25 protein-coding genes, 1 pseudogene and 1 riboswitch are annotated in these 26,112 nt (G+C 64.4%); of the genes and pseudogenes, 18 read left to right on the top strand and 8 right to left on the bottom strand.

The features are described from left to right. Positions 1-2: 2 nt before the first annotated feature. Complete coding sequence (locus AC4HIX_RS05825; protein WP_490398254.1) at positions 3-1,190, top strand: sensor histidine kinase; 1,188 nt, start codon at positions 3-5, stop codon at positions 1,188-1,190. A gap of 94 nt (positions 1,191-1,284) precedes the next feature. On the opposite strand, the gene AC4HIX_RS05820 is transcribed toward AC4HIX_RS05825, so the two are convergent. Further along, positions 1,285-1,479: a SlyX family protein gene (locus tag AC4HIX_RS05820; RefSeq protein WP_475050475.1), complete on the bottom strand. Its 195-nt coding sequence runs from the start codon at positions 1,477-1,479 to the stop codon at positions 1,285-1,287. Positions 1,480-1,731: 252 nt separating this feature from the next. Here AC4HIX_RS05820 and hisS point away from each other — a divergent pair, with 252 nt between their 5' ends. The 4 genes from hisS (at position 1,732) to AC4HIX_RS05800 (ending at position 5,826) form a co-directional block, all read left to right on the top strand. Then, positions 1,732-3,219, top strand: coding sequence for a histidine--tRNA ligase (hisS, locus tag AC4HIX_RS05815; RefSeq protein WP_490398253.1), 1,488 nt, complete (start codon positions 1,732-1,734; stop codon positions 3,217-3,219). 2 nt (positions 3,220-3,221) lie between these two features. Further along, positions 3,222-4,310, top strand: a complete 1,089-nt coding sequence (locus tag AC4HIX_RS05810; RefSeq protein WP_475050479.1) for an ATP phosphoribosyltransferase regulatory subunit — start codon at positions 3,222-3,224, stop codon at positions 4,308-4,310. Continuing rightward, positions 4,307-5,005 (top strand): ATP phosphoribosyltransferase, encoded by a 699-nt coding sequence (gene hisG / locus AC4HIX_RS05805; RefSeq protein ID WP_490398252.1) that lies wholly within the window; start codon positions 4,307-4,309, stop codon positions 5,003-5,005. Before AC4HIX_RS05810 ends, hisG begins: the two co-directional genes overlap by 4 nt. A 143-nt stretch (positions 5,006-5,148) precedes the next feature. Then, a complete protein-coding gene (locus AC4HIX_RS05800) occupies positions 5,149-5,826 on the top strand; it encodes a type 1 glutamine amidotransferase domain-containing protein (protein WP_490398251.1) in 678 nt (225 codons plus the stop codon). A gap of 60 nt (positions 5,827-5,886) precedes the next feature. Here the strand turns inward: AC4HIX_RS05800 and AC4HIX_RS05795 are convergent, their stop codons facing one another. Beyond that, a complete protein-coding gene (locus AC4HIX_RS05795; RefSeq protein WP_490398250.1) occupies positions 5,887-6,318 on the bottom strand; it encodes a DUF1489 family protein in 432 nt (143 codons plus the stop codon). A gap of 196 nt (positions 6,319-6,514) precedes the next feature. Between AC4HIX_RS05795 and AC4HIX_RS05790 the strand changes: the two genes are divergently transcribed. The 8 genes from AC4HIX_RS05790 to AC4HIX_RS05755 all read left to right on the top strand — a co-directional run bounded on the left by AC4HIX_RS05790 (position 6,515) and on the right by AC4HIX_RS05755 (position 14,632). Beyond that, positions 6,515-8,812 carry an adenosylcobalamin-dependent ribonucleoside-diphosphate reductase gene (locus tag AC4HIX_RS05790; protein ID WP_490398249.1) on the top strand — a complete coding sequence of 766 codons (2,298 nt, stop codon included), beginning with the start codon at positions 6,515-6,517 and terminating at the stop codon, positions 8,810-8,812. An 820-nt stretch (positions 8,813-9,632) separates the two neighbouring features. Beyond that, positions 9,633-10,535, top strand: a complete 903-nt coding sequence (locus AC4HIX_RS05785) for an STAS domain-containing protein (RefSeq protein WP_490398248.1) — start codon at positions 9,633-9,635, stop codon at positions 10,533-10,535. Continuing rightward, positions 10,501-10,893: an STAS domain-containing protein gene (locus AC4HIX_RS05780; RefSeq protein ID WP_490398247.1), complete on the top strand. Its 393-nt coding sequence runs from the start codon at positions 10,501-10,503 to the stop codon at positions 10,891-10,893. The genes AC4HIX_RS05785 and AC4HIX_RS05780 overlap by 35 nt, the downstream gene beginning before the upstream one ends. After that, positions 10,890-11,306, top strand: a complete 417-nt coding sequence (locus AC4HIX_RS05775) for an anti-sigma regulatory factor (RefSeq protein ID WP_475050495.1) — start codon at positions 10,890-10,892, stop codon at positions 11,304-11,306. The genes AC4HIX_RS05780 and AC4HIX_RS05775 overlap by 4 nt, the downstream gene beginning before the upstream one ends. Then, a complete protein-coding gene (locus AC4HIX_RS05770; RefSeq protein WP_490398246.1) occupies positions 11,297-11,944 on the top strand; it encodes a SpoIIE family protein phosphatase in 648 nt (215 codons plus the stop codon). Before AC4HIX_RS05775 ends, AC4HIX_RS05770 begins: the two co-directional genes overlap by 10 nt. Beyond that, positions 11,941-13,119, top strand: a complete 1,179-nt coding sequence (locus AC4HIX_RS05765) for a sensor histidine kinase (protein ID WP_490398245.1) — start codon at positions 11,941-11,943, stop codon at positions 13,117-13,119. The genes AC4HIX_RS05770 and AC4HIX_RS05765 overlap by 4 nt, the downstream gene beginning before the upstream one ends. Further along, on the top strand, positions 13,112-13,504 hold the full coding sequence (locus tag AC4HIX_RS05760) for a response regulator (RefSeq protein ID WP_475050500.1): 393 nt from the start codon (positions 13,112-13,114) through the stop codon (positions 13,502-13,504). The genes AC4HIX_RS05765 and AC4HIX_RS05760 overlap by 8 nt, the downstream gene beginning before the upstream one ends. 498 nt (positions 13,505-14,002) lie before the next feature. Then, positions 14,003-14,632 (top strand): chorismate--pyruvate lyase family protein, encoded by a 630-nt coding sequence (locus tag AC4HIX_RS05755; RefSeq protein ID WP_475050501.1) that lies wholly within the window; start codon positions 14,003-14,005, stop codon positions 14,630-14,632. Between the two features lie 56 nt (positions 14,633-14,688). On the opposite strand, the gene AC4HIX_RS05750 is transcribed toward AC4HIX_RS05755, so the two are convergent. From AC4HIX_RS05750 to AC4HIX_RS05730, 5 genes are read right to left on the bottom strand one after another with little or no spacing between them, the layout of a single operon-like run. Then, positions 14,689-15,246 carry a PqiC family protein gene (locus AC4HIX_RS05750; RefSeq protein WP_490398244.1) on the bottom strand — a complete coding sequence of 186 codons (558 nt, stop codon included), beginning with the start codon at positions 15,244-15,246 and terminating at the stop codon, positions 14,689-14,691. Between the two features lies 1 nt (position 15,247). Continuing rightward, positions 15,248-17,332, bottom strand: coding sequence for an MlaD family protein (locus tag AC4HIX_RS05745; RefSeq protein ID WP_490398243.1), 2,085 nt, complete (start codon positions 17,330-17,332; stop codon positions 15,248-15,250). After that, entirely contained in the window at positions 17,329-17,964 is a 636-nt protein-coding gene (locus AC4HIX_RS05740; RefSeq protein ID WP_490398242.1) for a paraquat-inducible protein A, read from the bottom strand. The genes AC4HIX_RS05745 and AC4HIX_RS05740 overlap by 4 nt, the downstream gene beginning before the upstream one ends. Further along, the gene (locus AC4HIX_RS05735) at positions 17,931-18,548 is read right to left on the bottom strand and encodes a paraquat-inducible protein A (RefSeq protein ID WP_475050508.1); all 618 of its coding nucleotides are present in this window, start codon (positions 18,546-18,548) and stop codon (positions 17,931-17,933) included. The genes AC4HIX_RS05740 and AC4HIX_RS05735 overlap by 34 nt, the downstream gene beginning before the upstream one ends. A gap of 29 nt (positions 18,549-18,577) precedes the next feature. Then, the gene (locus AC4HIX_RS05730; RefSeq protein ID WP_490398241.1) at positions 18,578-18,877 is read right to left on the bottom strand and encodes a hypothetical protein; all 300 of its coding nucleotides are present in this window, start codon (positions 18,875-18,877) and stop codon (positions 18,578-18,580) included. Positions 18,878-19,159: 282 nt separating this feature from the next. Here AC4HIX_RS05730 and AC4HIX_RS05725 point away from each other — a divergent pair, with 282 nt between their 5' ends. The 4 genes and pseudogenes from AC4HIX_RS05725 to AC4HIX_RS05710 form a co-directional block, all read left to right on the top strand. Continuing rightward, entirely contained in the window at positions 19,160-20,203 is a 1,044-nt protein-coding gene (locus AC4HIX_RS05725; RefSeq protein ID WP_490398240.1) for a succinylglutamate desuccinylase/aspartoacylase family protein, read from the top strand. A gap of 136 nt (positions 20,204-20,339) precedes the next feature. Next, positions 20,340-20,533: riboswitch (cobalamin riboswitch) on the top strand. Positions 20,534-20,678: 145 nt separating this feature from the next. Further along, positions 20,679-21,689: an ABC transporter substrate-binding protein gene (locus tag AC4HIX_RS05720; protein WP_490398239.1), complete on the top strand. Its 1,011-nt coding sequence runs from the start codon at positions 20,679-20,681 to the stop codon at positions 21,687-21,689. Further along, positions 21,686-22,735, top strand: a complete 1,050-nt coding sequence (locus AC4HIX_RS05715; protein ID WP_490398238.1) for a FecCD family ABC transporter permease — start codon at positions 21,686-21,688, stop codon at positions 22,733-22,735. Before AC4HIX_RS05720 ends, AC4HIX_RS05715 begins: the two co-directional genes overlap by 4 nt. After that, positions 22,732-23,242, top strand: a pseudogene (locus AC4HIX_RS05710) (ABC transporter ATP-binding protein); the annotation flags it as partial. The gene AC4HIX_RS05715 and the pseudogene AC4HIX_RS05710, both read left to right, overlap by 4 nt. 327 nt (positions 23,243-23,569) lie before the next feature. On the opposite strand, the gene AC4HIX_RS05705 reads toward AC4HIX_RS05710, so the two are convergent. Continuing rightward, positions 23,570-24,457, bottom strand: coding sequence for a LysR family transcriptional regulator (locus AC4HIX_RS05705; RefSeq protein WP_490398237.1), 888 nt, complete (start codon positions 24,455-24,457; stop codon positions 23,570-23,572). Positions 24,458-24,562: 105 nt separating this feature from the next. On the opposite strand from AC4HIX_RS05705, the gene AC4HIX_RS05700 reads away from it, so the two are divergent. After that, positions 24,563-26,008 (top strand): aldehyde dehydrogenase family protein, encoded by a 1,446-nt coding sequence (locus AC4HIX_RS05700; protein ID WP_490398236.1) that lies wholly within the window; start codon positions 24,563-24,565, stop codon positions 26,006-26,008. The last annotated feature ends 104 nt before the right edge of the window (positions 26,009-26,112 follow it).

The following is a 26,112-nucleotide window of genomic DNA, read 5'->3' as shown; positions in this document are numbered from 1 at the left end:
CAGTGCAGACATTGTTGGATTTCGGGCAATACATGCCGCATGGCATGTGCCTGCTTTGGGAGCCTTGGCTGCTGATCCTTTGGGCCGGATCGGACGTGCTGATATTCCTCGCCTATTTCGCCATACCGCTGGCCCTGCTCAGGGTTCTGAAACAGCGCAAGGATATCAAGCACCGCGGTCTGGTTCTGCTGTTTGCCTCCTTCATCCTGCTTTGCGGCCTTACCCATGCGGTGTCGATCGTGACGCTTTGGTGGCCGGTCTACCCTGCACAGGGCCTTTTGAAGCTCGCGACCGGCCTGGTGTCGGCAACCACCGCGGTGGTCTTGTTCAAGCTGGTTCCGGTTCTGGTCGCGATACCGGGCCGCCGCGATCTGGAACACGCCAACAGCAAGCTGCTGGATGAAGTGGCCGCGCATGAAGCGACCCTGAATGTGCTGCGGCAGGCGCGGCATGACCTTGAGGTTCAGGTGGAGGAGCGCACGGCGGAACTGCGGAACGTCAACGCCAAGCTTGCCGTCACGGCCAGGGAAGCGGTGCACCGCAGCCACAACATGATTGCCGTGGTGTCGTCGATGGCTCGGCAGAGCGCACGCGGCGTCACGGACGTGGACGAATTCGTCGGCGTCTTCACCGGGCGGCTGAACGCGCTGGCCTCTGCCACCCAGACCGTGATGCAGGAGCCGTCGGGCGCCACGGCCGATCTGGGGGGCGTTATCCGTTCGCAGCTTGAACCGGTTCAGCTGACCTTTGGCGACAGGCTGACGGTCGGCGGCCCGGACGTGAAGACGGGTTCGGAGGCGGCGCAGCAGATCAGCCTGGCGCTGCATGAACTGGCGACAAACGCGCAAAAGTACGGCTCGGAGGATGCGCGGATCAGCGTGACCTGGGCGGTCAGCGCAGAGGGCCCAGGGCAGAAACGGCTGCAGCTGCGGTGGGAAGAAGACGTTTCGCCGCATTCGGAGCTGCCTCAGGACGGGGCCGGGAGAACCGGGTTCGGCACCCGCCTGCTGACCCAGATTGTGCCGTCGATGCTGCAGGGCGAAGCCAGCAGGACGATTGGCGGCGGCAAGCTGGTCTACGAACTGGACATTCCGCTTTCTGCGCTGTCGGAAGGGGAGAGCCAGGCCGAGCATGTGCAGCTGGCCGCGCGCATCGTCGGGCAGGGCTTTGGGGCTGCCCAGGGCGGCTAGCGGCGTGCGAGGCAGGGCGGCCGCAATCAGAAAATTGCAAATTTTCTGAGCAAGAATTTTCAGTCAAAATTCTTCCGCCGCCTGCGGCAGGCCGTCAGTAATGCGGCGGGCGTTCGTCGCCGATCACCACGCCGCCGCCGCCGTCCTGCTGGCGCTCGGCCTCGCGCTGCATCAGCATGGCGACGCGGCGGGTCAGCACGTCGATCTCCTTCTGCTGGCGGGCGATCACGTCGCTCATCTCCTCCACGCTGCGGGTCAGATGGGCGATTTGCTCTTCCAGATGCTGCATGGCGTGTCTCCTAAGGTTTGATGGGGCTCTTAAAGGAGCAACGTTCAAATGCAAAGTCCCGCCCGGACGCGAGGCCGGGCCGCGTCATGCCGAAAGCCTGCCTCCGGCATGACCCGCCCCCACGGGGCGGCGCAACCCTCGTCCCGCTTTATCTGCTGCGGCATTGGCTCCTGCCGGCTTCGTCTTGCCGTTGCGGCCTGCTTCCGCTAGACCGCCGGGCGAGTGAAACCGCTACCCGTGAGGAGGCCGCAGATGGCCAAAGTGAAGAAGCAGCCCCGCCCCAAGGCGCAGACGCCGAAGGGGTTCCGTGACTATTTCGGTGCGGAGGTGACCCAGCGCAGCGAGATGCTGCGGGCCATCGCGGGTGTGTATCATCATTACGGGTTCGAGGCGCTGGAGTCCTCAGCGGTGGAAACCGTTGAAGCGCTGGGCAAATTCCTGCCGGACGTGGATCGTCCGAACGAGGGCGTGTTTGCCTGGCAGGAGACCGAGGACGACGGCAACGGCGACTGGATGGCGCTGCGCTATGACCTGACGGCGCCCTTGGCGCGGGTCTATGCCCAGCACCGCAACGACCTGCCGACGCCCTACCGCCGCTATGCGATGGGGCCCGTCTGGCGCAACGAGAAGCCGGGGCCGGGCCGCTTCCGCCAGTTCTACCAGTGCGATGCGGATACCGTGGGCAGCGCCTCGATGGCTGCTGATGCCGAGATCTGCGCGATGCTCAGCGACACGCTGGAGACCGTCGGCATTCCGCGCGGCGATTACCTGGTGCGGGTGAACAACCGCAAGGTTCTGAACGGCGTGCTTGAGGCGATGGGCCTGGGCGACGGCGATGCCAAGCGGGACGATGTGCTGCGTACTATCGACAAGTTCGACAAGGTGGGCGAAGCCGGCGTGCGCGAGCTGCTGACCAAGGGCCGGCTGGATGCCTCCGGTGCGTTCATCGACGGGGTTGGCCTGTCGGACGATCAGGCGGCGCCGGTGCTGGCCTTCCTCACCTCCAAGGCGGCTGAGGCTGCGGGCACCATTTCCAACCTGCGCGCCGCTGTGGGTGACAGCAAGATTGGCCAGGAGGGCATTGCCGAGCTGGAGCAGATCGGCGAGCTGCTGGCTGCGGGCGGTTATGGCAAGGACCGGATCGAGATCGACCCCTCGGTCGTGCGCGGCCTCGGGTACTACACCGGCCCGGTGTTCGAGGCGGAGCTGACCTTTGAGATCCTGGACGAGAAGGGCCGCAAGCGGCAGTTCGGCTCGGTCTCGGGCGGCGGGCGGTATGATGGCCTCGTCAAGCGCTTCACCGGGCAGGAAGTGCCGGCTGTCGGCGTCTCGGTCGGTGTCGACCGGCTGCTGGCGGCGCTGCACGCCAAGGGGCGGCTGACGGCGGAGGCCACCGGGCCCGTCGTTGTGACCGTGATGGACCGCGACCGGATGGCGGATTATCAGGCGATGGTGGCGGAGCTGCGCAATTCGGGCATCCGGGCCGAAGTTTACCTGGGCAACCCCAAGAACTTCGGCAACCAGCTGAAATATGCGGACAAGCGCAACTCCCCGGTGGCGGTGATCGAAGGCGGCGACGAAAAGGCCAATGGCGTGGTGCAGATCAAGGACCTGATCCTGGGAGCCAAGATCGCCGAAAGCGCCACCTTGGAAGAGTGGAAGGAACGCCCGAGCCAGTTTGAAGTGCCCCGCACGGAACTGGTGGCCAAGGTGCGTGAAATCCTGGACGGGCAGGGCTGATTATGGCGGTTCAATCCCAGATACAGGCCCGTGCTGCGATGCTGCGGCTCCGGTTCGAGGCCGCAGGCGCGCAGGTGGTGGACACGCCGCTCCTGCAGCCTGCTGGCACGCTTTTGGATTTGTACGGCGAGGACATCCGGGCGCGGGCCTATGTGACCTCGGACGCGCTGCGCGGCGAGCAGATGCTGCGCCCGGACTTCACCGTTCCGGTGGTGGAGGCGCATATGCGCCACGGCGCAGAGCCTGCGCGCTATACCTATTCCGGCGAAGTGTTCCGGCGTCAGGAGATGGATCCGGACCGGCCCAACGAATACCTGCAGGTCGGCTATGAGGTGTTCGAGCGCGATGATGCCGCGGCGGCGGATGCCGAGGTGTTTTCGCTGTTTGCGCTGCAGGTGCGGGGGCTGCCCTTGCGGGCGGCGACCGGTGATATCGGCATCCTGATGGCCGCCGTGCAGGGGCTGAACACCACGGGCAAACGCAAGGCGGCGCTGATGCGGCACATCTGGCGTCCGCGCCGGTTCCGCTCTTTGCTGGACCGCTTTGCAGGGCGCACCCCGGTGCCGGAAAGCCGCAGGAAGCTGCTGGAAACCGAGGGCGATCTGACCGGCTCGGCAATGGAGCTGGGCAAGCGCCGTGCGGCAGAGGTGCAGGCGCGGGTCGATGCGCTGCGCGAGGATGCCAAGGCGCCGCCGATTTCCGAAAACGAGCTGCTGGCGCTGGAAGCGCTGATGGCGGTCCGGGAGACGGTGCCGTTTGCCACCGAGCAGATGCGCGATATTGCCGTGGACCTGCCGCAGATCAACGCGGCGCTGGACCGGCTGGATGCGCGGACCGCAGCGATGAAGGCGCGCGGCGTGGACGTCGAGAACCTGGATTTCGAGGCGTCCTACGGGCGCACCTCGATGGAGTATTATGACGGGTTCGTTTTCGGCTTTTATGCCGAGGCGCGCCCCGATCTGCCGCCGGTCGCCAGCGGCGGGCGCTATGACGCGCTGACCCGGCAGCTGGGCGACGGCGAGGAGATCCCGGCAGTGGGCGGCGTGCTGCGCCCCGACCTGATGCTGCAGCTTGAGGAGACGCGCGCATGACCTTGAAGCTGGGCGTGCCGTCCAAGGGGCGGCTGATGGAAAAGACATTCGACTGGTTTGCCAAGCGCGGCGTGACCTTGTCGCGCACGGGGTCCGACCGGGAATATGCCGGCGCGGTCGAGGGCGTGTCGAACATGGAACTGGTGCTGCTGTCGGCGGGCGAGATCCCGCGCGAGCTGGCAGCGGGGCGCATTCACCTGGGCGTCACCGGCACCGACCTGGTGCAGGAGAAGCTGCCGCGTTTCGAACAGCAGGTGGAAGACCTGGCGGAGCTGGGGTTCGGCCATGCCGACCTGGTGCTGGCGGTGCCGCAGTTCTGGATCGACGTGGACACGCTGGATGACTTGGATGCGGCTGCCTCGGCGTTTCGGGCGCAGCACGGCCACCGCTTGAGGATTGCCACCAAGTACCACCGGCTTGTGCGGGAATTCCTGACCGATGCGGGCGTGGCGGATTACCAGCTGGTGGACAGCCAGGGCGCAACCGAAGGCACGGTAAAGAACGAGACCGCCGAGATGGTCGCCGATATCACCTCCACCGGCGAAACCCTGCGGGCAAACCACCTGAAGCTGCTGAGCGACGGCCTGGTGCTGAAGTCGCAGGCCACCCTGTGGCGCAGCCGGGTGGCGAAATACAGCGCCGATGACAAGGCGGCGCTGAATACTTTGCTGGATTTGCTGGAAAACCGCGCCTGAGCGCGGCGGCCTGTCTGGGCGGGCCGGTGCGCAACCTCAAGAAACCGTGAACATGGCGTGATGCCTTTCTCCGGCGCCCGGGTTTAAATCCGCGGCGCCGGTCTTAGCTGGGGTGGGGTAAACTCCAACTGAAAGGACAGGCTATGAAAATTCTGATGGTTTTGACGTCGCACGATCAGCTGGGGGACACCGGGGAAAAAACCGGGTTCTGGCTGGAGGAATTCGCCGCACCTTATTACGTGCTGCGCGATGCCGGCGCCGAGATCACCCTGGCCTCGCCCAAGGGCGGCCAGCCGCCGCTGGATCCGAAATCGGACTCTGAGGATGCCCAGACCGATGCCACCCGGCGGTTCAAGCAGGATGACGCAGCGCAGCAGGCGCTGGCCAATACAGTGAAACTGTCCGGCGTCGATGCGGATCAGTTCGACGCGGTCTTTTATCCCGGCGGCCACGGCCCGTTGTGGGATCTGGCCGAGAGTGCGGACAGCCGCAAGCTGCTGGAAAGCTTTGCCGCCGCGGACCGCCCGATCGGCGCCGTCTGCCACGCGCCGGGCGTGTTCCGGCACGTGAAGGGCAACGATGGCGAACCGCTGGTCAAGGGCCGCCGCGTGACCGGTTTCACCAACGGCGAAGAAGAGGGCGTGGGCCTGACCGATGTTGTGCCCTTCCTGGTCGAGGATATGCTGAAGGACAACGGCGCCGACTACCGCAAGGGCGATGACTGGGCGTCTTACGTCGAGGTCGACGGCAAGCTGGTCACCGGCCAGAACCCGGCGTCCTCGGAAGCTGCCGCCAAAGAGCTGCTTGCCTTGCTGAAGTAAAATAGCAGTGCTTGAGGGGCAGGCGGGTTGCCGCCTGCCCAGGCCGCCGCGGCGGCTGGATCAGATCACGCCAATCTCGGCCAGCGCCTGCGACAGCTCCGGCGGCAGCGGTTCTTCCTGTGTCTTGCCTGCGGGCAGGTCGGCAGGCGATTCCTCGGTCTTGAGGTAACGCCATCCCTGGAACGGGCGCTTTTGCGCCGTGTGGGTGCGGTGCACCTCCGGATCCAGCACGATGGCGCACCGGCGGATGCCGTCCTCGCCCGTCACCTCATCCAGCCGCAGGATGCGCTGGCGGCATTGGATCAGCCCCTTGATCACCCAGTAAATCGAGCCGCCATTCAGGATTTCGGCCTCGCGCTTGGGCCACATGCGGGTGACGTGGCGGGGCAGGCCGCCGGGCAGCTCCTTGCGGCGCATCGCTTGCCAGGCCATCAGGCTTTCGACGCTTTCGGTGCCCACCGAAAGCTTCACAAGATTCACGCGTTTATCCACAGGTTCCCCACAGAGTCGTCCATAGTTCTGACAGTATATAGTAGTTTACTGATCGCTGCCTTCAAGGTATTGTGTTCTTCCACGCTTTTGCTGCAAGTAAGCATTAACAATTCGCGGATTCGCTGCCGGGGTAATTTCCGGCGCCGGAGCCGCTTTTCCGACGCTAAGACGCCACTACGACTCAAAGGACCGACACATGAGCCGCTTTGCCGCCCCCATTGCCGAGCAGATCTGGGATATGAAGTACCGTTTCAAGCAGGCCGATGGCGCGCCGATCGACGTGACCGTCGAGGACACCTGGCGGCGGATCGCGCGGGATCTGGCGCGGGCGGAAAAGAAGCCGGAAGCGTGGGAAGAGAAGTTCTTTGGCGCGCTGGAGGATTTCAAATACCTGCCTGCGGGCCGGATCACTGCGGGCGCAGGCACCGCGCGCCAGGTGACCCTGTTCAACTGCTTTGTCATGGGCACCATCCCGGACAGCATGTCGGGCATCTTCGACATGCTGAAAGAGGCAGCGCTGACGATGCAGCAGGGCGGCGGCATCGGCTATGACTTCTCGACCATCCGGCCGCGCGGCGCCGATGTGAAGGGCGTGGCGGCGGATGCTTCTGGTCCGCTCAGCTTTATGGATGTGTGGGACGCGATGTGCCGCACCATCATGTCGGCCGGCTCGCGCCGCGGCGCGATGATGGCGACCATGCGCTGCGACCACCCGGACATCGAGCAGTTCATCACCGCCAAGTCCGACCCGGCGCGCCTGCGCATGTTCAACATGTCGGTGCTGGTCACCGATGCCTTCATGGAAGCGGTGAAGGCAGACGGCTCCTGGGAGCTGGTGTTCGATGGCAAGGTCTACCACACTGTCGAGGCCCGCGACTTGTGGAACAAGATCATGCAGGCGACCTATGACTATGCCGAGCCGGGCGTGATCTTCATCGACCGCATCAACAAGGCCAACAACCTCTCCTATATCGAGAACATCTGCGCCACCAACCCCTGCGGCGAGCAGCCTCTGCCGCCTTATGGCGCCTGCCTGCTGGGCTCGATCAACATGGCGCGGCTGGTGGCCAACCCGTTCGAGAAAGACGCGCATCTGGACCAGGAGGCGATGCAGGAGCTGGTCGCCACCGCCGTGCGCATGATGGACAACGTGGTGGACGTTTCCAAATTCCCGCTGGAGGCGCAGGCGGAAGAGGCCAAAAACAAGCGCCGGATCGGCCTGGGTGTCACCGGCCTGGCTGATGCGCTGCTGATGCTGGGTCTGGAATACGGCTCCGACGAGGCAGCGCGTCAGACCGACCGCTGGCTGCACGCCATCGCCCGCGCCGCGTATCTGGCGTCGGTGGAATTGGCCAAGGAAAAGGGCGCGTTCCCGCTGTTCGACGCGGAGGCGTACCTGAACTCCGGCAACATGCTGAACATGGACGATGACGTGCGCGACGCGATCCGCGAGCACGGCATCCGCAATGCGCTGCTGACCTCGATCGCGCCGACCGGCACAATTTCCCTGTATGCAGGCAACGTGTCTTCTGGCATCGAGCCGGTGTTTGCCTATGCCTATACCCGCAAGGTGCTGCAGAAAGACGGCTCCCGCACCGAGGAGGAAGTGGTCGACTATGCGGTGCAGATGTACCGCGAGAAATTCGGCGCGGATGCCAAACTGCCGGACTATTTCGTCAACGCCCAGACGCTGAGCCCCGCGGCCCACGTCAAGATGCAGGCGGCGGCGCAGAAGTGGATCGACTCGTCGATCTCCAAGACCATCAACTGCCCGGAAGACATCTCCTTTGACGATTTCAAGGACGTCTACATGCAGGCCTGGGACCAGGGCTGCAAGGGCTGCACCACCTACCGTCCGAACGATGTGACCGGCTCCGTCCTGTCGGTCAGCGAGAGCGCTGACACTACGCCGGGCGAAACCGCCAAGGCGCCGCATGAGAGCGACGTGGATGAGAACGGCGCCGAAGTGGTTTACATGTCCGAGCCGCTGGACCGCCCGCAGTCGCTGGAGGGCCACACCTACAAGCTGAAGTGGCCGGATTCCGAGCACGCGATCTACCTGACCATCAACGACATCATCATCAACGGCCACCGCCGCCCGTTCGAGGTGTTCATCAACTCCAAGAACATGGAGCACTACGCCTGGACCCTGGCGCTCACGCGCATGATCTCGGCCGTGTTCCGGCGCGGCGGCGATGTGTCCTTTGTGGTGGAAGAGCTGAAAGCGGTCTTCGATCCGCGCGGCGGTGCCTGGGTGCAGGGCAAGTATATCCCCTCGATCCTGGCGGCGATCGGTGGTGTGATCGAGACACACATGGTCAAGACCGGCTTCCTGGAAGGCGAGGGCATGGGGCTGAAGTCCGACCCGCAGGCGCAGGTGGTGAACCTGAACGCGCCGCGCGGCAAGGCCTGCCCGAGCTGCGGCCAGTTCGACATGCAAATGATTGAAGGCTGCATGACCTGCCGCAGCTGCGGCCACTCGAAGTGCGGGTGATTGGGTAAGTCGGTATTAGAGTTGTCTGTAATTGGCGTAAGATCGCTGCCCAAACGCCCTAATCGGCTGCCAATTGCAGGCCCCTAAATTTCCACCGGCCCAGAAATGGGCCGGTTTTTCTTTGTTTCAACGAGTTGGGAGCTGTTCCACCGTATTCTTCGAAATGGATCGGGCACACCGGTAAGTTCGTCCAGTTGACTACGGCGTCATTGTTCTGAGCGCTGAAACTTGACTTTGGCCAGGTTCTTTCCCTCGTGTCCTGAGCGCAGCTGTACAGCCAGAAACCAGGCGGCGCGGCTCGCTGGAAAAGGGTCGCCTATGCCCAGGTTCAAACTCATCGGCGCGGAGTTCTGCAATTCTGATAGAGAACGGCGGGTAATAGTGCGCCGCCTGGCGCGGTTTCTGAAAGAGCGCCGCGCCCAGGAGCGCGGCACCGTGCCACCGGACGGGACAGATTTTGAGGCCCCGTTCGGCGTTGAAGCCGGCTGTCGGGCAATGCATGCGGCGGTTCCGCAAAAAGCGCGCTGGCGCGGATCGCTCGCCGTGCCGGTTAGGAGAACCGGCCAAACGGTGCCTTAACAAGTCGGATTGCCACGGCCGGGACGAAACCCGATGCGGCAAGGCTGCCGGGAGTTTCCAGGGTTTCGCCTGCATCCAGACAATTGCCGCCCGGCTGCGCCACTGGTCAATTCGGCTTGGCCGCCACCTGTTGCAACGCTCTGTTTTTGCGGCGATTTATTGGGCGCCCCTTGCGCAATTAGTGCTTCTTTAAGCATATCGCCAGACCCTCAGAGGGCAATTCCATCATTGCGAGGGTACTATGAATGAGGTCATTTCTTCGACAATCCAACCCGATACCGCGGCGTTGCCGGATGTGTGGGGCTGGTTTGATGTAAGCCAGGATGACCGGGCCCGGGTCGCTGGTCTCCTGCCTCTTGCCGAACAGAATATCGATGCTGTCTTGCATGAATTCTACAGCCGTGAGGGAGGCTATGACGACCCTGGAGGCAAAGCCTCCCCGCTCGGTATGCAAGACTTGCAAGACGTGCGGGACGAACAGCGGCGGCATCTGCTGGAGCTTTTTGAGGCTGGCCGCGATCAGGACCTCTTTAAGGATCGCAAGCGCGCCGGGCTGTTCAATGAGACCTATGGCATTTCGCCCAGTTTTTATCTGGGACTGTTTACTTTCGCCATCAACCGGATCTGCGATCTGGTCTGGCAGGGCACTGACAGCGAAGCTGAAGCCCGGGAGATAGAGAGAGCATTGCGCAAAACAGCGGCCTGCCACCAGGCCATGACGGTCGAAGCTTTCTCGGCCGCCCGGAGCGACGCGATTGAACAACGTGAACGCCAGATGAGCGAACTGCCGACACCGGTGCTCCGCCTGCAGGCGGGGCTGTTGCTGGTGCCTGTCGTCGGCGTGCTCGACAGTCACCGTTCACGGCTTTTGACGATGCAGATTCTGGATGCAATCCGGGAGCAGAACGCCCGCGCCGTTGTGCTCGATATTACAGGGGTTGCTGCGGTCGACAGCATGGTCGCCAACCATCTGATACAGACGATGACGGCGACCCGCCTTATGGGGGCGCATTCGGTGCTGACCGGCATCAGTGCGGAGGTGGCGCAGTCGCTAGTCAAAATCGGTGTCACTGGCGAGGCGCTGAACCCGGCAGGAAATCTTGAGCGGGGTGTCGAAACCGCGCGCAAGCTTCTGGAGCGCTGACTTGGCCCGCCGTGTTCCCATCATAAGCCAAGGAGACCTGCTGATCGCAGCGGTTCAGGAGGAGCTGTCCGATAGCGACATCCAAGAGATGCAGAACCAGATCCTGCTCGCGGTGGGACGCTTGGCAGCCACCAAAGTCATCCTGGATGTCAGCCTTCTGGATGTGATCGACAGTTTCGGCACCAGAATGCTGAGCGATATCGCGGCCTCGGTCGCTCTGCGTGGCGCACGGATCGCGATCGTGGGCATCCGGCCTGAAATCGCAATGTCAATGGTGCTCTTGGGCCTGAAGCTGGAGAATGTCCCCACAGCCCTGAACCTGGATCACGGCATCTCTATCTTGCGAGAGGGTTCATGAACGCGCCCGCAGCGGACCCTGCTGTATTGCTGCAGCCGGTGTCCTGTGACAGCGATGTCGTGGCGGCCCGCCAGCTGGCGCGCCGGCTGGCCGATGAGCTGGAATTCAGCAGGCCTGACCAGGCCTTGATCGCAACTGCCGTTTCGGAGCTGGCCCGGAATATCGTGAACTATGCGCGAGAAGGAGAAATCGAGCTGTGCATTGCCACTGCCGGCTCACAGACCGGAATTAAGGTGACAGCCAGGGACCGGGGGCCGGGGCTGGCCGACGTGGAGCTGGCTTTGCAGGATGGTTATTCCACCGGCAACAGCCTGGGCCTTGGGCTGCCAGGAACGCGGCGTATCGTCGATGAATTCGATATCTGTTCGGAGCCTGGCCGGGGCCTCGTCGTGACGGTGGTGAAATGGCGGTGAGCACTGACGGCGGCAGCATCGCCTTTGAGGCTGGCGGTTCCCGGATCGACTGGGCCGCGGCGCAGGCGGCGAAGACGTCTGAATCTGTTTGCGGTGACGGCTATTTGCTGCGGCGCGCTGGCGATAGGCTGATGGTCGCATTGGCAGACGGCGTTGGCAGCGGACCCGGTGCCCGGGACGCTGCTAATGCTTGCCTGGAGGCGCTTGCGGAAGTCTCATTCGGTGCTATCGCGGAGCTGTTCGAGACCGCACATGACCGCCTTCGGGGCACCCGCGGCGCGGCGCTTGCCGTGGCCTTGATAGATCTTGAAAAGGCAGCCGTTGAGTGGGCCGCGCTCGGGGATGTGGAGGGGGTTATCTGCGCCCTCCTGCCGGGGGGCAATGACAGCGTCACAATCATGCAAAAGGGCGGAATTCTGGGGATGGACTCACCCAGGGTGCTCTCTCAAACCCAGCCGTTCCCGCCCGGCCATGCGTTGGTTCTTGCCTCGGACGGGGTTTCCCGGCGTTTCCGCCAAGCTCTGCCTAGTGCGCGCACCCCCCCTCAGGAGTGGGCAGCCGCCTGTCTCGGCACCTACGGCAAAGAGCGTGACGACCGCACAGTCCTGGCTGTTTCCCATCAGCGGAGGTGTCCATGACCGGTGTGGATTTAGCCCCGGCAAGTGAGGCCTTGGCGCTGGTGGCAAAACGGTATCAGGCAGCCTTGGCCGCATACATTGATAGCGGAGACACGGAGCACCTGGGAGAGGCCTACGAAACCGCGCGGCTTGCCTTGGAGGCGAAGGTGCCGTTGCCGGACTTTGCTCTGTTGCATTTTGCCGGCCTGCGCGAAGGCCTGATTTCGGCGGGCGGCACTGGCTGCTGCCTTGAGCGTGCGGAGGATTTTTTTCTCGAAGGCGTCACGGTCTATGACATGGCGCTGCGCGGCTATGTCGGTGGTATGGCCAGTTTAAGAAAGGAAATCGCGGAGCGCCGCCGGGTCGAGCAGGAATTGCGGGACATCACGTTTGAGCTGGCCCGCCAGCGCGATGAACTGGACCGGGAGGTCCGGAAACGGACGACCGAGATCCGCCTGCGCGCGGAAGAGCTGGAATGCACAAACCGGCAGCTGGTTCAGGCCAACCAGGACCAGTCCAATTTCACCTATGCCTTGTCCCACGACCTCAAGACGCCGATTAACACGCTCTATTGTTTTCTAGAGGTGTTGCTTGAGGACTTTCAGGCAGACTTGAAGCCTGAGGCGCGGGAGCTCATCAGTGATCTTATCGGCACGGCCCAGCGGATGCGGAACCTTGTTGATGATGTGCTGGATTACTCGAAAGTCGTCGGTCACCAGTTCGCACCGGAACCGGTGGATCTGCAGCAGATGGTTCAGCAGATCCTCAAGGATATGGACTCTTTGGTCACCAGCTCGCGCGCGCATGTCCGTGTGGGGGCTTTGCCCGCGGTTATGGGCAGCCCGTTCCAGATCCGGGTTCTGCTGACCAACCTGCTGTCAAACGCGCTGAAATACGGATGCGAGGGGCCGGAGGCGCAAGTCAGTGTCGGCTGTGCGCCCGCCGGAACGGAGGGCAAGGTGCGCCTGTCGGTGGCTGACAGCGGGCCAGGGATACCTGAGGAAATGCAGGACAGGATCTTTGAGTTGTTCAAGCGCTTGCACCGCTATGACCAATACCCCGGCTCTGGCGTTGGGCTGGCGCTGTGCAAGCGGGTGGCAGAAACCCACGGCACGGTGCTCCGGGTCACTTCGCAAGCTGGCAAAGGCGCGGCTTTCAGCGTCGATCTGAATTTGGAGGAGAAGCGGGATGGGTAGCCAGGACAAGGTCGTCTACGTCATTGATGATGACAGGATGGACCGCAAGTTCGCGGAACGCATTATCAGCAGGTCGCAGGTGTTCGAAAATTTCGAGCTGTTTGACGGGCCGCTGGCAGCGATGGAGTTCCTCCAGGATGGCGGACGGCCGCCGGAGCTCATCTTTCTGGACATCAACATGCCGCCCATTGGCGGGTTCGAGTTTCTTGAACAATACGCCGATCAGATCCAGGCTCTGGACCCGGTGCCTGTTGTTGTGATTGTCAGCACCACGGTCAATCCGGTGGACCTGGACCGCGCCGCCAAGGTCCCATTGATCAAGAAGTTCCTGTGCAAACCCCTGTCGCCAGAGCATTTGTCCGAAGCGGCGTCGCTTTTGCACTGACCTGGCACAGGATCCTAAACCATTGCTGCCGGCGGTGGTTGCCCCGTTCTGCACCCGCCGGTCCGGAACAGGGGCCAAGGCCCCCGGTTGCGTGGGGCGCCCACGTTTGCGGATCGCTGCCGTATCGCCGCGATTGGCTGCCTCGAGCCATTGTTTCCTGCCGCATCAGCCCTGCGCACAGCCGATGTCAAGGGCGTGCGCAGCCGTGCTGTCTGGGGCGGCTCCTCGTGCGGGCGGCCTTAATTCGGCACCTTTGGGCCGTAGCCGGTTTGATGAGGCAAAACACATCTTAGGCTGGACTGCGCTTGTCACGACGCCGCAGGCCGCTGCCGCCGATGGCGTCTTGCGGCGGCTGCGTTGCGCCGCAGCAGAAATTCTGCAGCCGTTCGGCCCCCCGCTGCTCTGGCGGGTCCTTGCGCGGCCCCGGACCTAGCCGTTTGACCCCAGCGCCAGCACTGCTATTCCTTCCACCGGACCCGGCAGAGAGAGTGACACCACATGCGCACCGGCATTCAGCAGCAAAACGCGGGCTCGCCGTCTGACGGGCCGGACCAGCCGAAGGCTCCGCTGCTGCGCAAGCGGTTTGACGATGGGCTGACGGCTGGCAGCCCGTTTGCGCAATGGGCGGCGGTCTGGAAGAAGATGCTGCTGGTGCAGGACGGCTCCGCCACACTGATCTGCGAGACGCTGGCTGACGGTCCGGTGCAGCTGGACGTTCTGCATCAGCAGATCACCGCGGATGTGCCGGCAGAGGTCAGGGCGCATCTGCCCGGAAAATCCTTTATCGAGCGCCAGGTCTGCATGTCGCACCGGGGCGAAGTGATGATGGATAACCTGACCTATGTCGCGCTGGAGCAGCTGGATCCGGAGGTGCAGCGGCATCTGGAACAGGGGCTGTCGCCGATCGGATACATCTTTGACATCAAGCTGACCCGTAAAAAGCCGGTGTCCTGCCCGGAGGGGGTTCTCGACCGGCTGTGGCAGCGGTGCGGCGTGCCCGACCCGGAGGCGGCACGCACCTATGTGCTGGAGATCGAAAATACCTCCTGCATGCTGATCACCGAAACCTACCGTTCCGGCATGCTGCAGGGGCTGCCGCTGACCGGCCCGGCTGCGCAGACCGCCTGAGAGGACTGCCGGCACGCCGCCAGTGTGCAAAGCGCGCCTCACCCCAGCGCAAGCATTTACATGGCCTGCGACACCTGCCGGGCAAGCTCTGCCAGCGAACGGGAGAGAGCGTCGGCGGCGGCCGCCGGTCCGGTGCCGCTGACTGGTGTCTGGATATCAAAACGCCTGACGAATTCCCGCACTGTGCCTTCGGGCGAGGAGACCGCGAACTGTCCGGTCAGCTCAAAGATCCCGTCGGCGCGGGCATAGGCCTGATCCACCCGCACATCCAGCCGGGCGTCCGGGCCGGTGTTCAGCGGCCAGGGTTCGATCGCGGCGGAGGCGCCGGTGCGCTCGTTCAGCCCGCGCGCCAGGGCGGCGGTCATGCCGCGGGCCGGATCATCGGCCCATTGCGCGCCGCCAAGCGCAAACAGCGCGCCGCCTTCGCCCTCGGCCACGATCTCGGAGGCGGCGGCATAGGAGGGCAGGGAAACCAGCCGCACCTCGATGGTGCGGGAGCGCAGGTTGGCGACCTTTTCACCCGGTGCTGCGGAAATCAGATAGCGGGCATCATTGGACGGGGCGCAGGCCGCCAGCAGGGCAAAGGGAAGCGTCAAAGACAGGGGTTTTATCATCTTATTTTCCAAACAGCAGGGAATTCGGATCGCGTTCAATCTTGCGCGCCAGCTGGGAGACGGCGCGGGCGGCGGTCTTGACCTCGCGCAGGGCGTCCAGTGTTTCTGAGTTGAAGCTGGAGCGGGCGCCATAGGAGGCGATCAGCGCCTCGGACTGGGCGACCAGCCGTTCCAGCCGGGCGGAAAGGGCCGGCAGGCCCTCGGCAGCGGCGGCCACGGCATCGGCGGCGCCGCGTGCAGAGGCCATAGTGGCATTGGCATTGTCCACCAGTCCGCCCTGGCGCAGCGCCTCCAGCGTGCGGCGCATTTCATCCAGCGCCCCGGTCAGGGCAGGGGGCAGATCCCGGGCCTCCTCGGTGCCGATGAAGGCGTCGGCGCTCTTCATCAGCTGGCTGGCGGAGCGGATCAGCTCTTCGGCTTCCAGCGCGTTGGCTTTGGCCGCCAGGTCACGGACGTCGCTGACCAGGGCAGGCAGCTCCTCTGATGCGGCGGCGAGGCTGGTGGCGGCCTGGCTGCCCTGTTCCAGTGCGGCGCTCAGGTTGGCAACTGCCTTGCTTTGCTGCAGATCCGCCAGAATGCCGCGCAGGTCCGCGACAGTAGCGTTCAGCTCAGCCGGCAGGGCGCGGGTGCCGGGGTCGGCAACCAGCGCGCGGGTGTCCTCCAGCAGCGCCACCGCAGCGGCGGGCACCTCACGGGTGCTGTCGGCAGAGGCCAGGTCTTCGATGCTGGCAAGGGTGGCAATGGCCTGCGCCATCAGCTCTTCCACCGGCAATTCGCTTATGCGCTCCATCGCGCCTTCGGCGGTTGCGGTGAAATCGGGCAGGTCGGAGGGCGCGCTGGGCAATTCAGGAAACGGCTCCGCGCCGCGGTCAAGCTGCGCCGGGGCGGCCTCATCCAATGTGACCAGTTCAACGATCAGCTCTGAGCTGAGCAGCCCGGCAGAGGCCAGCCGCGCCCGCAGCCCGCCATCGACGGCCTGTTCGAGGAAATCCAGCACCTCAGCCTCTCCGGCACCGGGCGGCAGCCCCATCAGCGCAGGCTCCAGCAGCAGCTTGGCAATCAGCCGCACCTCTGCTTCGTCGCTATCACTCTGAATGGCAGCGTTCAGCGTGCTGACCTCGCCGACCTTCACGCCGCCGAGCTTGACCGCGGCGCCGCTGGCGAGGCCGGCAACCGACTCGTCAAACGCGACCGCTACCGCCACACCACCCGACCGCGACCGGGCAAACGCGGTGCGGCGGGCCGCGGCCTCGTCCTCGTGAATGTCGAAAACCGTGCCTTTGCCCACTGGTTTGCCGCCGTCGAAGACGGTGTCGAACTCGATACCGCCGGCCACCAGCGAGGCGATGCTGTCGACATCAAGCGACAGCCCGCTGGCCCCGAAGGAGACAGAAAAGCCGGAGGTGTCCCAGAACCGTGTGGCGGAGTTGATGCGCCGGTCATGCGGGGCGTCGATGAAGGCGTCGACAACGATGCTGTCGCCGCTGACGGTCAGGCGGGGTTGCTCCAGCCGTCCGACCTCGACGCCGCGGAACAGCACCGGCGCGCCTTCGGAGATCATGCTGCCGTCGGTCGTGCGCAGGGTGATCCTTCGCCCGTCCCGTCCCGGCTGCACCAGCGGCGGCCCGTCTTCGCCCTCAAAACTGGTGGCGGCCACGCCCGGCTCCTGGTCCCAGGTGCCTTCGATGTAGACGCCGGACAGCACAGTGCTGAGCCCGGAAATGCCGCGGGTGCTGACCTCCGGACGAACCACCCAGAAGGCGGCGTCCTGATCCAGGTAGGGGGCAATCTCCTTGTCGATGCGGGCCCAGACAGAGACCTTGCTCAGATCGCCGGCAAAGCCTACGTCCTCCACCCGGCCGATCACCACGTCACGGTAGCGCACCGTGGTTTCGTTGGCGACGACCCCGGAGGCGTTGTCAAAGGCGATCCGGATCAGCACGCCACGGTCGCTGTAGGCCTTCCAGGCGACACCCAGCGACACCGCCAGCGCCGCCAGCGGCACCAGCCAGACCAGCGACAGGTTGCGCCAAGGCGACGGGCGCTGTGCGGAGACTTTCATTTCGGCGGGTTCAGGCGTGCTCATTCATATTCTCGCTTTTCCGCGTTCCAGATCAGCCGCGGATCAAAACTCTGGGCCGCCAGCATGGTGAAGGCAACCGACAATGCAAAACTGACCGCGGCAATCCCCGGGAAGACGGCAGCGGCGAAATCCAGCTGAACCAGGGCGGTCAGGATCGCCACGACAAAAACATCGATCATCGACCAGCGGCCGATAAACTCAACAACCTCATAAAGCACCAGCCGGCCGTGGCTGCCAAGGGTTGCGGGCCTGCGGACCGAGACCGCCAGGTAGCCGATGGCCAGAAACTTGGCGACCGGGATCACGATGCTGGCAAAGAACACGATGAAGGCGACCCCGTAGGAACCATGGCTGAACAATTCCGCGATGCCGCCGATCAGAGTATTCTCCGAAGCGCGGCCAAAGGTGGTGGTGCGCAGCATCGGGTAGATATTGGCGGGGACATAGGCAATCAGCCCTGCCGCCAGCCAGGCCCAGACCCGCTGCAGGCTGGCTGCGGAGGGCGGCGTCAGCTCGCTGCGGCAGCTGTAACAGGTCTGCGCGCCGCCCGGATTGACGGCCCCGCAGGTGCGGCAGCCGGTCAGCCCGGCCTCGGCTGCGGTCAGGAACCGCGGCGGGTCTTCAGGGTTTTCCATACGGTCAGCCTGCAAATTGTACTGTCAGTCAGGATGGTCACCACCAGAAGCGCTGCAAAGGCCCAGAAGGCGGGGCCCAGCCCGACCCGGGCGAGTCCGGACACTTTGACCAGGGCGACCGCCACACCGATAATGAAGATCTCGGCCATTGCCCAGGGCTTGAGCCATTCCGCCCAGCGGTAGACCGCGGCGGCATGCGGGGCAGGGTGCCAACCCAAGGCCATCGGCGCCAGGGTGTAGACCAGGGCGCCATAGCGGGCGGCAGGCAGCAGCACGATCAGCAGGCCGGTGGCCAGCGACAAGGGCGCCATCGGCCCGCGGGAAAAGGCCAGCACCGCATCCAGCACCGAAGCCCGGTGCGACAGTCCCTGAGCCTGCAATTCCAGAAACGGGAAACCGGCCGCGGCGGCCAGCAGGATCAGCGCGGTCAGCGACAGCATCGCGATACGGGTCATCGCCCCGGACTTGGGTGCCGCCAGCACGGTGCCGCAGCGGGCGCATCTGGCGACCGCATGCTTGGCCACCTCCTGATCGCGGTGCAGCACGTCGCAGGCAGGGCAGGCAATCAGCTGTTCTGGGTCCATCTCATCCTTGTCCGGTCGCGCAGCCAGCCTCAGCACGAAGTTCCGCCTGCCGCGGCCTGAGCTGCAAGCGTCTCCTTGCTGACCCGCCTGTAATTGGCGAAGGCGTTGGCGCTCATAACCACAAAGAAACTGTCCATATCAATCAGAACATAGCCTTTTTCCAGCAGCGCGCGCGAGAGAGCGGTGACATCGTCGTCATACAGCCGGCGCCGTCCGCAGATCTCCTGCAACAGTTTGCGCGGGATTCTGTAGCGCCCGGAGGTCTTGCCGCCGAATTCCTGGGAATAAAACCCTGCCAGGGCATTTGCGGCAGTGTTAAAGACGGGCATTCAATTTTTCCGGAAGATTTTTGCCTATAGACAAGAAAATATCACGTATGTACTGGGGCGGCAACCGCAGGTCTCCGGCAGCGAGGAGCAGCAGCCTGCGCACGTGGCATTCGGCCGAGGGGGCAGGATTGCAGGCGGCTTACCTGCGTCCACTCTCGCCACGGGCAGTTGCGCAAGAGACAGGAAAGGATTTCAGATGAGACTTGCCAAGCAGGCGGGCAGTGTCAAACCTTTCACCCGCAAAGGTCTCAGGACCGGGGCCGTTCAAATCAAGGGGGCAGTATGAAGGCAAGGCAGCATTTCACCATCGGCCACGCCAAGGTGGCGCCGGGCTCACGGCTGACGGTTGACCTGCCGGTCAGCGTTCTGTCCGACCACACGCCGGTCACGATGTCGGCGCATGTTGTGCATGGCCGCCAGGACGGGCCGACGGTGTTTGTCAGCGGCGGCGTGCACGGAGACGAGGTGATCGGCGTGGAGATCATCCGGCGGCTGCTGCGGGCGCCGAACCTGACGACGCTCAAGGGCACGCTGATTGCGGTGCCGATCGTCAACGCCTTCGGCTTCATAAACCACTCCCGCTATCTGCCCGACAGGCGCGACCTCAACCGGGTGTTTCCCGGCAGCGAGCATGGTTCGCTGGCTTCGCGTCTGGCGCATCTTTTCATGACAGAGGTGGTGGCCCGTTCGGACCTCGGTATCGACCTGCATTCGGCAGCAATCCACCGGACCAACTATCCGCAAATCCGCATCTCGCCCGATAATCCCAGCACCCGCGAGCTTGCCGGCGTCTTTGGCGCCCCGATCGTGATGCAGTCGCCGCTGCGCGACGGCTCGCTGCGCGGCGCGGCCAAGGAGACGGGCAAGGATGTGCTTCTGTATGAGGCGGGCGAGGGCCTGCGCTTTGACGAACTGTCGATCCGTGCCGGGCTGGCGGGTATCCTGCGGGTGCTGCGGCACATGGGAATGGTCCCGGCCAAGGGCATATCCAAGCCCAAGTCGCAGCCGCAGTTCTGCGTCTCCAGCAAATGGCTGCGGGCGCCGATGGGCGGGCTTCTGCGGGTGTACAAGGACGATGGCGAACTGGTCCGGGAAGGGGAGCTGATGGGCTCGGTGTCCGACCCGTTCGGTGAGCATGACGAGGAGATCCTGGCGCCTTTCGACGGGCTGATCGTCGGGCGTGCGGTAATGCCCATCGTGAACGAGGGCGATGCCGTGTTCCACCTCGGCAGGGTCCGCTCCGTCGAGAAGGCGGAGGATTCGGTGGAGGACCTGAGCGCCCAGCTGGAGGACGACCCGATGTTCGACGAGGATGAAATTCTCTGAACGGCAACATGGGGGCCAGCACTTGCCAATGGGTCCGGCTGCTCAACACGCGGTTGCCGCAGCCTTTGGCAGGCGCACCTTTTGCCGAGGATTTCCGCAGCGGCAGCAACTTTTTCTTGCCGCAACCAAAGTGATGCGCTACGCGCGCTTTACCGGTCCCGCAAGGGCTAAGAGGGAATCCGCGGTGCCTGCCGGGCACCAACCGGAACTGCCCCCGCAACTGTAGGCGGCGAGTGCTGAGCCATCGCGTCACTGGATCCCAGCGGTCCGGGAAGGCGGCCCAGACGATGACCCGCCAGTCAGGAGACCTGCCGGTATGAAACCGAAGCACACCGGACGGGGTTGTCCGGGGAGGTTGCCGGCAGACCGCGCTGCTGCTTTCAGGCGGCGCAGAGGAAGGGCTCAGGCCCTCCGCACTGCCGGTCAATGCCCTTTCACCCGTTCTCCGGTCATTGACACATGGAGATCGAAAATCATGTTTCTGCGTTCCGGCCTGATCGGCCTTTCCTTCACCGTCGCGGCCCAGGCCGCGGCCGCCAGCGAGAGCTTTCCACTGACCATCGAGAACTGCGGCCAGACCGTCACCTTCGAAGCACCTGCGGCGTCTTCCGTCACGGTTGGCCAGGCGGCCACGGAAGTGCTCTATGCGCTTGGGCTGGGGGATAAGGTGCTGGGCACTTCGGTCTGGTTCAACGATGTTCTGCCGGAATACGCGGACGTGAACGCCAAGGTCGAACGGCTGGCCGACAACGACCCAAGCTTTGAAAGTGTGGTGGCCAAACGCCCGGGCCTGGTTGCAGCGCAGTACGAGTGGCACGTCGGCCCCGAGGGCGTGGTCGCCAAGCGCGAGCAGTTCCATGACCTGGGCATCCCGACCTATGTGATGCCCGCCGATTGCGCAGGCAAGGACAACACCACCGGCGGCGACGGCACCCGCACGCAGATGTTCACCACCGAAAGCCTGTATCAGGGGATCGAGGAGCTGGCAGCGATCTTCGGCGAGGCCGAAAAGGGCGCTGAGCTGGTCGCCGACTACAAGACGCGTGAGGCTGCGGCCGTTGCCAAGGCGCAAGAGGTTGCGCTGGAGGATGCCTCCGCCGTGTTCTGGTTCTCCTCGCCTGAGCTGGAGAGCGATCCGTTTGTGGCCGGCCAGAAAGGCGCGCCGGGCTACATGATGCAGCAGCTGGGCCTGCGCAATGTCATCGAGACCGACGAGGAATGGCCGACCGTCGGCTGGGAAACCATCGCCAAGGCCAATCCGACGGTGATCGTGATCGCCCGCATGGACCGCCGCCGCTTTGCTGCCGACGATTATGAGAAAAAACTGGAATTCCTGCGCACCGACCCGGTCGCCAGCCAGATGGACGCGGTCAAGAACAACCGTATCGTGGTGATGGACGCCCAGGCGATGGATGCCACCATCCGCGCCATCCCGGCGCTGGAAGACCTGGCCGCTGAGCTCAGCGCGATCGGCAACGGCGGATGAGCGCAGCCGCCGCACTTGCATGGCACGGCGTCCGGGGCGCTTGCCTGGCGCTGCCGGTGCTGGCTGCGGCGGTTCTGGCAGGCGCAATGATCGGTGAGACCTCGATTGCGCCTGACCTTGTCCTGTCCGTTCTGGTCAACAAGCTGGCCGGGGCGGGGCTGCCGGTGGACCCGGTGGATCAGGGCATCATCTGGAGCTACCGGCTGCCGCGGGCACTGGTGGCCGGGGCCTGCGGCGCGGCGCTGGCGGTGACCGGTGTGGTGCTGCAGGCGCTGCTGCGCAATGCGCTGGCAGATCCGTACATCCTTGGCATTTCCGCCGGCGCCTCGACCGGGGCGGTGGCGGTCACGATTGCAGGGTTGGGCGGCGGTGCGCTGTCGCTGTCCTTTGGTGCTTTCAACGGGGCGCTTCTGGCCTTTGGCTTTGTCGCCATTCTGGCGCGCGCCGCCGGGGCGGGCAGCAGCCGTGCGGCGGCGGCGCAGATCGTGCTGGCGGGCATTGCCGGCTCGCAGCTCTTTAACGCGCTGACTGCCTTCATTATCGCCAAATCTGCCAATGCGGATCAGGCGCGCGGCATCATGTTCTGGCTGATGGGCAACCTCAGCGGCGTGCGCTGGCCGGATGTGTGGCTGGCGGTGCCGCTGGCGCTGGCCGGCTGGATGATTTGCCGGTTTCACGCGCGGGCACTGGATGCCTTCACCTTTGGCACCGATTCCGCCGCGGCGCTGGGCATCCCGGTGCGGCGGGTGCAGGTGGTGCTGATCTTTGCCACCGCGCTGATGACCGCGGTGATGGTGTCGATTGTCGGCTCCATCGGCTTTGTCGGCCTGGTGATCCCCCATGCGGCGCGGTTCCTGGTTGGCCCCGGCCACCGCCGGCTGATGCCGGCCGCGGCGCTGACGGGGGCGGTGTTCCTGATCGGCGCCGACATCGTGTCCCGTGTCATCATCCCCGGCCAGGTGCTGCCCATCGGCGTGGTCACCGCGCTGATCGGAGCGCCGGCCTTTGCCATCATCCTGGTGCGCGGGCAGAGGACGGCGCGATGAGGATCGAAGCCCGCAGCCTATCCTTCTCCGTGCGCGGCAAGGCGCTGCTGTCGGACGTGTCTCTGGCGGTGCAGCCGGGTGAGACGCTGGCGCTGGTCGGTCCGAACGGCTCCGGCAAATCAACGCTGATGCGGTTGCTGGCGGGACTGGCCCGGCCCTCGCAAGGCGAAGTGCTGCTGGCGGAGCAGCCGCTGGCGCGGCTGTCGCGCCGGGAAATTGCCCAGCGGATCGCCATAGTCGAGCAGCAGGCCGACACCGCCGAACGTATCACGGCGCGTTCAGTGGTAGAGCTGGGCCGCACCCCCTGGCTGTCGGCGCTGCGGCCCTGGAGCGGGGAAGACACCCGGCAAGTGGACAAGGCGTTGAAGACGGTGGAAATGGAGGGGTTCGCCAAGCGGGAATGGGCGACGCTCTCCGGCGGAGAGCGGCAGCGGCTGCATATCGCGCGGGCGCTGGCCCAGCAGCCGGGGCTGCTGCTGCTGGATGAGCCGACCAACCATCTGGACATCCACCACCAGCTGTCGATCCTGCACTGCATCCGCAATCTGCAGGTGACCGCCGTGGTGGCGCTGCATGATCTGAACCAGGCGCTGACCTGCGACCGGGTTGCGGTGCTGTCGGGCGGGCGCTTGGTGGCATCGGGAACACCGCAGCAGGCGCTGACACCGGAAACGGTATCTGACGTTTTCGGGATCACGGCCCGGCAGGTCCGGGATGCGGAGGGCAGTGCGCCGCACCTGTCCTTTCACCTGGCCTGAGGCGGGCGGCGAAACGCTCCCGCCGTTGCCGGTCTTCCTGACGGAAAGCCGCAGCGCCGGCGTCGCGCCGTTTCCGTTACCCCGGCAGATCCGCGGACAGGTCACAAGACTGGATAAAGGCGCTGCATTCCGCAGTCAGCCCCGCGAAGCGGGAGCGTTCGCGCTGATAGAGGTAGACCTCCCGTTTGTCAGGCAAATCAGCGATGGGACGGAAGGCGGTTGTTTCCGGCATGAAACGCGCAACTGTTTGCGGCAGCACCGTCACCCATTTGCCCGTCCGGACCATGGTGATCAGCGAGTGGGTGTTGTGAATCGTCACATCGGCCGTGCTGATGGCCTCGGCAAAGCGTTCGTTGCGGATCAGTTCGCACAGGGCATTACGCACAAAGCCAGGGCCGGCGATATCAGCGATGGCGGGACGGGCGTCCTGCAGAATCAGCGGGTGGCTGGTGGAACAGACGAGGCCGAAACGGTCCTCGAACAGAGGCACCGCCTTGACCCCGTTCAGCGGATGATAGCCGGACGCGATGCCGATGTCCGCCTTGCCTTCGGCCAATGCGTCCAGAACCTGCTGGGTGTCGGTATCGCGCAGCTCGATTTTCAAGCCCGGGTGGCGGGCGGTCATATGCTCCAGCACTGACGGAAAGACCAGCGCCGCCACGGAGGGCACCGAGACGATGCGGATCAGCCCGTGAATGGCCTCAGCCGCCATCTCAATGGCCTGTACCGTCTGATCGAACCGGCGCACCTGTTTCTGGGCCAGCTCAAAGACTTGCTCCCCCAGCGGTGACAGCTGGTTCTTGCGCTCCCCTTCGAACAGCTTCTTGCCCAGATGATCTTCCATCTGCTTGAGCGTCATTGAAATGGCAGACTGGGTGCGGCCCATCCGGGTTGCCGCTTCTGACAGGTTTCCGGTCTGCGCCACTGTGCAGAAGGCACGCAGCATTTCTATCTTCAGGGCCATGGCTTCAGAAATCATGAAGTTATGTTCAGTTTATTGAGTTTGACTGATGCTGGCGGAGAAGTCCATCCTGCCGCAAACCTGAAATTCAGCATCTGGGGCTTCTCCGTGACCAAACTGAACCTGATTGCCGGCGAATGGCTGGCGGGCGAAAGCGAAATCGAAAACCGCAACCCTTCGGATCTGAGCGATCTGGTAGGCATGTTCGCCCAGGCCAGCGCCGATCAGCTGGAAGCGACCCTGGATCAGGCGCAGAAGGCGCAGGCCGAGTGGGCGGCTTACGGGCTGGAGCGCAAGCAGGCGGTGCTGATGAACATCGGCAATGAGCTGATGGCCCGCGCCGAGGAGCTGGGCACACTGCTCAGCCGTGAAGAGGGCAAGCCGCTGGCTGAGGGTAAGGGCGAAGTTTACCGCGCCGGCCAGTTCTTCACTTATTACGCAGCCGAATGCCTGCGCCAGATCGGTGAGAACGCCGACTCCGTGCGCCCGGACATCGAGGTCGACGTGCGCCGCGAGGCGGTGGGCGTTGTCGCCATCATCTCGCCCTGGAACTTCCCGACCGCAACCGCTTCCTGGAAGATCGCGCCGGCGCTTTGCTACGGCAATGCCGTGGTTTGGAAACCCGCCAACATCACCCCCGCCTCGGCCGTTGCCCTTACTGAGATCATCGCGCGCCAGGACATCCCCAAGGGCCTGTTCTCGCTGGTCATGGGTTCCGGCCGCTCGATCGGCCAGCGCCTGGTCGAAAGCCCCAAGGTGAACGCCATTTCCTTCACCGGCTCGGTGCCGGTGGGCAAGGGCATCGCCGCCGCCGCCATCCAGAACCTGACCAAGGTGCAGATGGAGATGGGCTCCAAGAACGCGCTGGCCGTCATGGACGACGCTGATCTGGACCTCGCCGTCACCCTGGCGCTGGGCGGCGCGTTTGGCGGCACTGGCCAGAAGTGCACCGCTTCCTCCCGGCTCGTGGTCCACGCTGCCGTGCACGACGCCTTTGTTGAGAAACTGGTGGCGGGCGCACAGGCGATGAAAGTGGGCCACGCGCTGGAAGCGGGCGTGCAGATGGGCCCGGTGGTCAGCGAACAGCAGCTGAATGAGAACCTGGCCTATGTCGATCTGGGCACCTCCGAAGGCGCGGAACTGGCCTGCGGCGGCCAGCGTCTGGAGATGCCGCACGAGGGCTTCTACATGTCCCCCGGCGTGTTCCTGAACACCACCAATGATATGCGCATCAACCGCGAGGAAATGTTCGCGCCGCTGACCAGCGTGATCAAGGTCGGCAGCTATGACGAAGCGCTGTCTGTGGTGAACGACACCAACTTCGGCCTGACCTCGGGCATCGTCACCCAGTCGCTGGCCCGCGCCACCCACTTCCGCCGCAACGCGCGCACCGGTGTTGTCACCGTCAACCTGCCGACCGCAGGCACCGACTACCACGTGCCCTTCGGCGGCCGCGGCGACAGCTCCTATGGCCCGCGCGAGCAGGGCAAGGCGGCGGCGGAATTCTACACCACCGTCAAGACCGCCTACATCAGCGCCGGCAAGCCGGTCTGATGCAGGGACGGCACGGCAGGTTCGCGCCCGGCCCCGAGGGTGGGCGCGCTGAGATCTGCGATGGTGCCGCCTTTGCGAACAAACGTCACTTTCTGCCCCAACGG

The sequence above is a fragment of the Leisingera sp. genome (genome assembly GCF_982940295.1).
Note: the sequence above shows the minus strand (reverse complement) of the source record. Positions and strands in the feature narration are given on the sequence as shown.

Excerpts from the sequence above, each read along its gene's own strand:
- AC4HIX_RS05820 (WP_475050475.1), bottom strand. The coding sequence starts at position 1,479 with ATGCAGCATCTGGAAGAGCAAATCGCCCATCTGACCCGCAGCGTGGAG.
- hisS (WP_490398253.1), top strand. The coding sequence starts at position 1,732 with ATGGCCAAAGTGAAGAAGCAGCCCCGCCCCAAGGCGCAGACGCCGAAG.
- AC4HIX_RS05810 (WP_475050479.1), top strand. The coding sequence starts at position 3,222 with ATGGCGGTTCAATCCCAGATACAGGCCCGTGCTGCGATGCTGCGGCTC.
- hisG (WP_490398252.1), top strand. The coding sequence starts at position 4,307 with ATGACCTTGAAGCTGGGCGTGCCGTCCAAGGGGCGGCTGATGGAAAAG.
- AC4HIX_RS05800 (WP_490398251.1), top strand. The coding sequence starts at position 5,149 with ATGAAAATTCTGATGGTTTTGACGTCGCACGATCAGCTGGGGGACACC.
- AC4HIX_RS05790 (WP_490398249.1), top strand. The coding sequence starts at position 6,515 with ATGAGCCGCTTTGCCGCCCCCATTGCCGAGCAGATCTGGGATATGAAG.
- AC4HIX_RS05785 (WP_490398248.1), top strand. The coding sequence starts at position 9,633 with ATGAATGAGGTCATTTCTTCGACAATCCAACCCGATACCGCGGCGTTG.
- AC4HIX_RS05775 (WP_475050495.1), top strand. The coding sequence starts at position 10,890 with ATGAACGCGCCCGCAGCGGACCCTGCTGTATTGCTGCAGCCGGTGTCC.
- AC4HIX_RS05770 (WP_490398246.1), top strand. The coding sequence starts at position 11,297 with ATGGCGGTGAGCACTGACGGCGGCAGCATCGCCTTTGAGGCTGGCGGT.
- AC4HIX_RS05765 (WP_490398245.1), top strand. The coding sequence starts at position 11,941 with ATGACCGGTGTGGATTTAGCCCCGGCAAGTGAGGCCTTGGCGCTGGTG.
- AC4HIX_RS05760 (WP_475050500.1), top strand. The coding sequence starts at position 13,112 with ATGGGTAGCCAGGACAAGGTCGTCTACGTCATTGATGATGACAGGATG.
- AC4HIX_RS05755 (WP_475050501.1), top strand. The coding sequence starts at position 14,003 with ATGCGCACCGGCATTCAGCAGCAAAACGCGGGCTCGCCGTCTGACGGG.
- AC4HIX_RS05750 (WP_490398244.1), bottom strand. The coding sequence starts at position 15,246 with ATGATAAAACCCCTGTCTTTGACGCTTCCCTTTGCCCTGCTGGCGGCC.
- AC4HIX_RS05745 (WP_490398243.1), bottom strand. The coding sequence starts at position 17,332 with ATGAGCACGCCTGAACCCGCCGAAATGAAAGTCTCCGCACAGCGCCCG.
- AC4HIX_RS05740 (WP_490398242.1), bottom strand. The coding sequence starts at position 17,964 with ATGGAAAACCCTGAAGACCCGCCGCGGTTCCTGACCGCAGCCGAGGCC.
- AC4HIX_RS05735 (WP_475050508.1), bottom strand. The coding sequence starts at position 18,548 with ATGGACCCAGAACAGCTGATTGCCTGCCCTGCCTGCGACGTGCTGCAC.
- AC4HIX_RS05730 (WP_490398241.1), bottom strand. The coding sequence starts at position 18,877 with ATGCCCGTCTTTAACACTGCCGCAAATGCCCTGGCAGGGTTTTATTCC.
- AC4HIX_RS05725 (WP_490398240.1), top strand. The coding sequence starts at position 19,160 with ATGAAGGCAAGGCAGCATTTCACCATCGGCCACGCCAAGGTGGCGCCG.
- AC4HIX_RS05720 (WP_490398239.1), top strand. The coding sequence starts at position 20,679 with ATGTTTCTGCGTTCCGGCCTGATCGGCCTTTCCTTCACCGTCGCGGCC.
- AC4HIX_RS05715 (WP_490398238.1), top strand. The coding sequence starts at position 21,686 with ATGAGCGCAGCCGCCGCACTTGCATGGCACGGCGTCCGGGGCGCTTGC.
- AC4HIX_RS05705 (WP_490398237.1), bottom strand. The coding sequence starts at position 24,457 with ATGGCCCTGAAGATAGAAATGCTGCGTGCCTTCTGCACAGTGGCGCAG.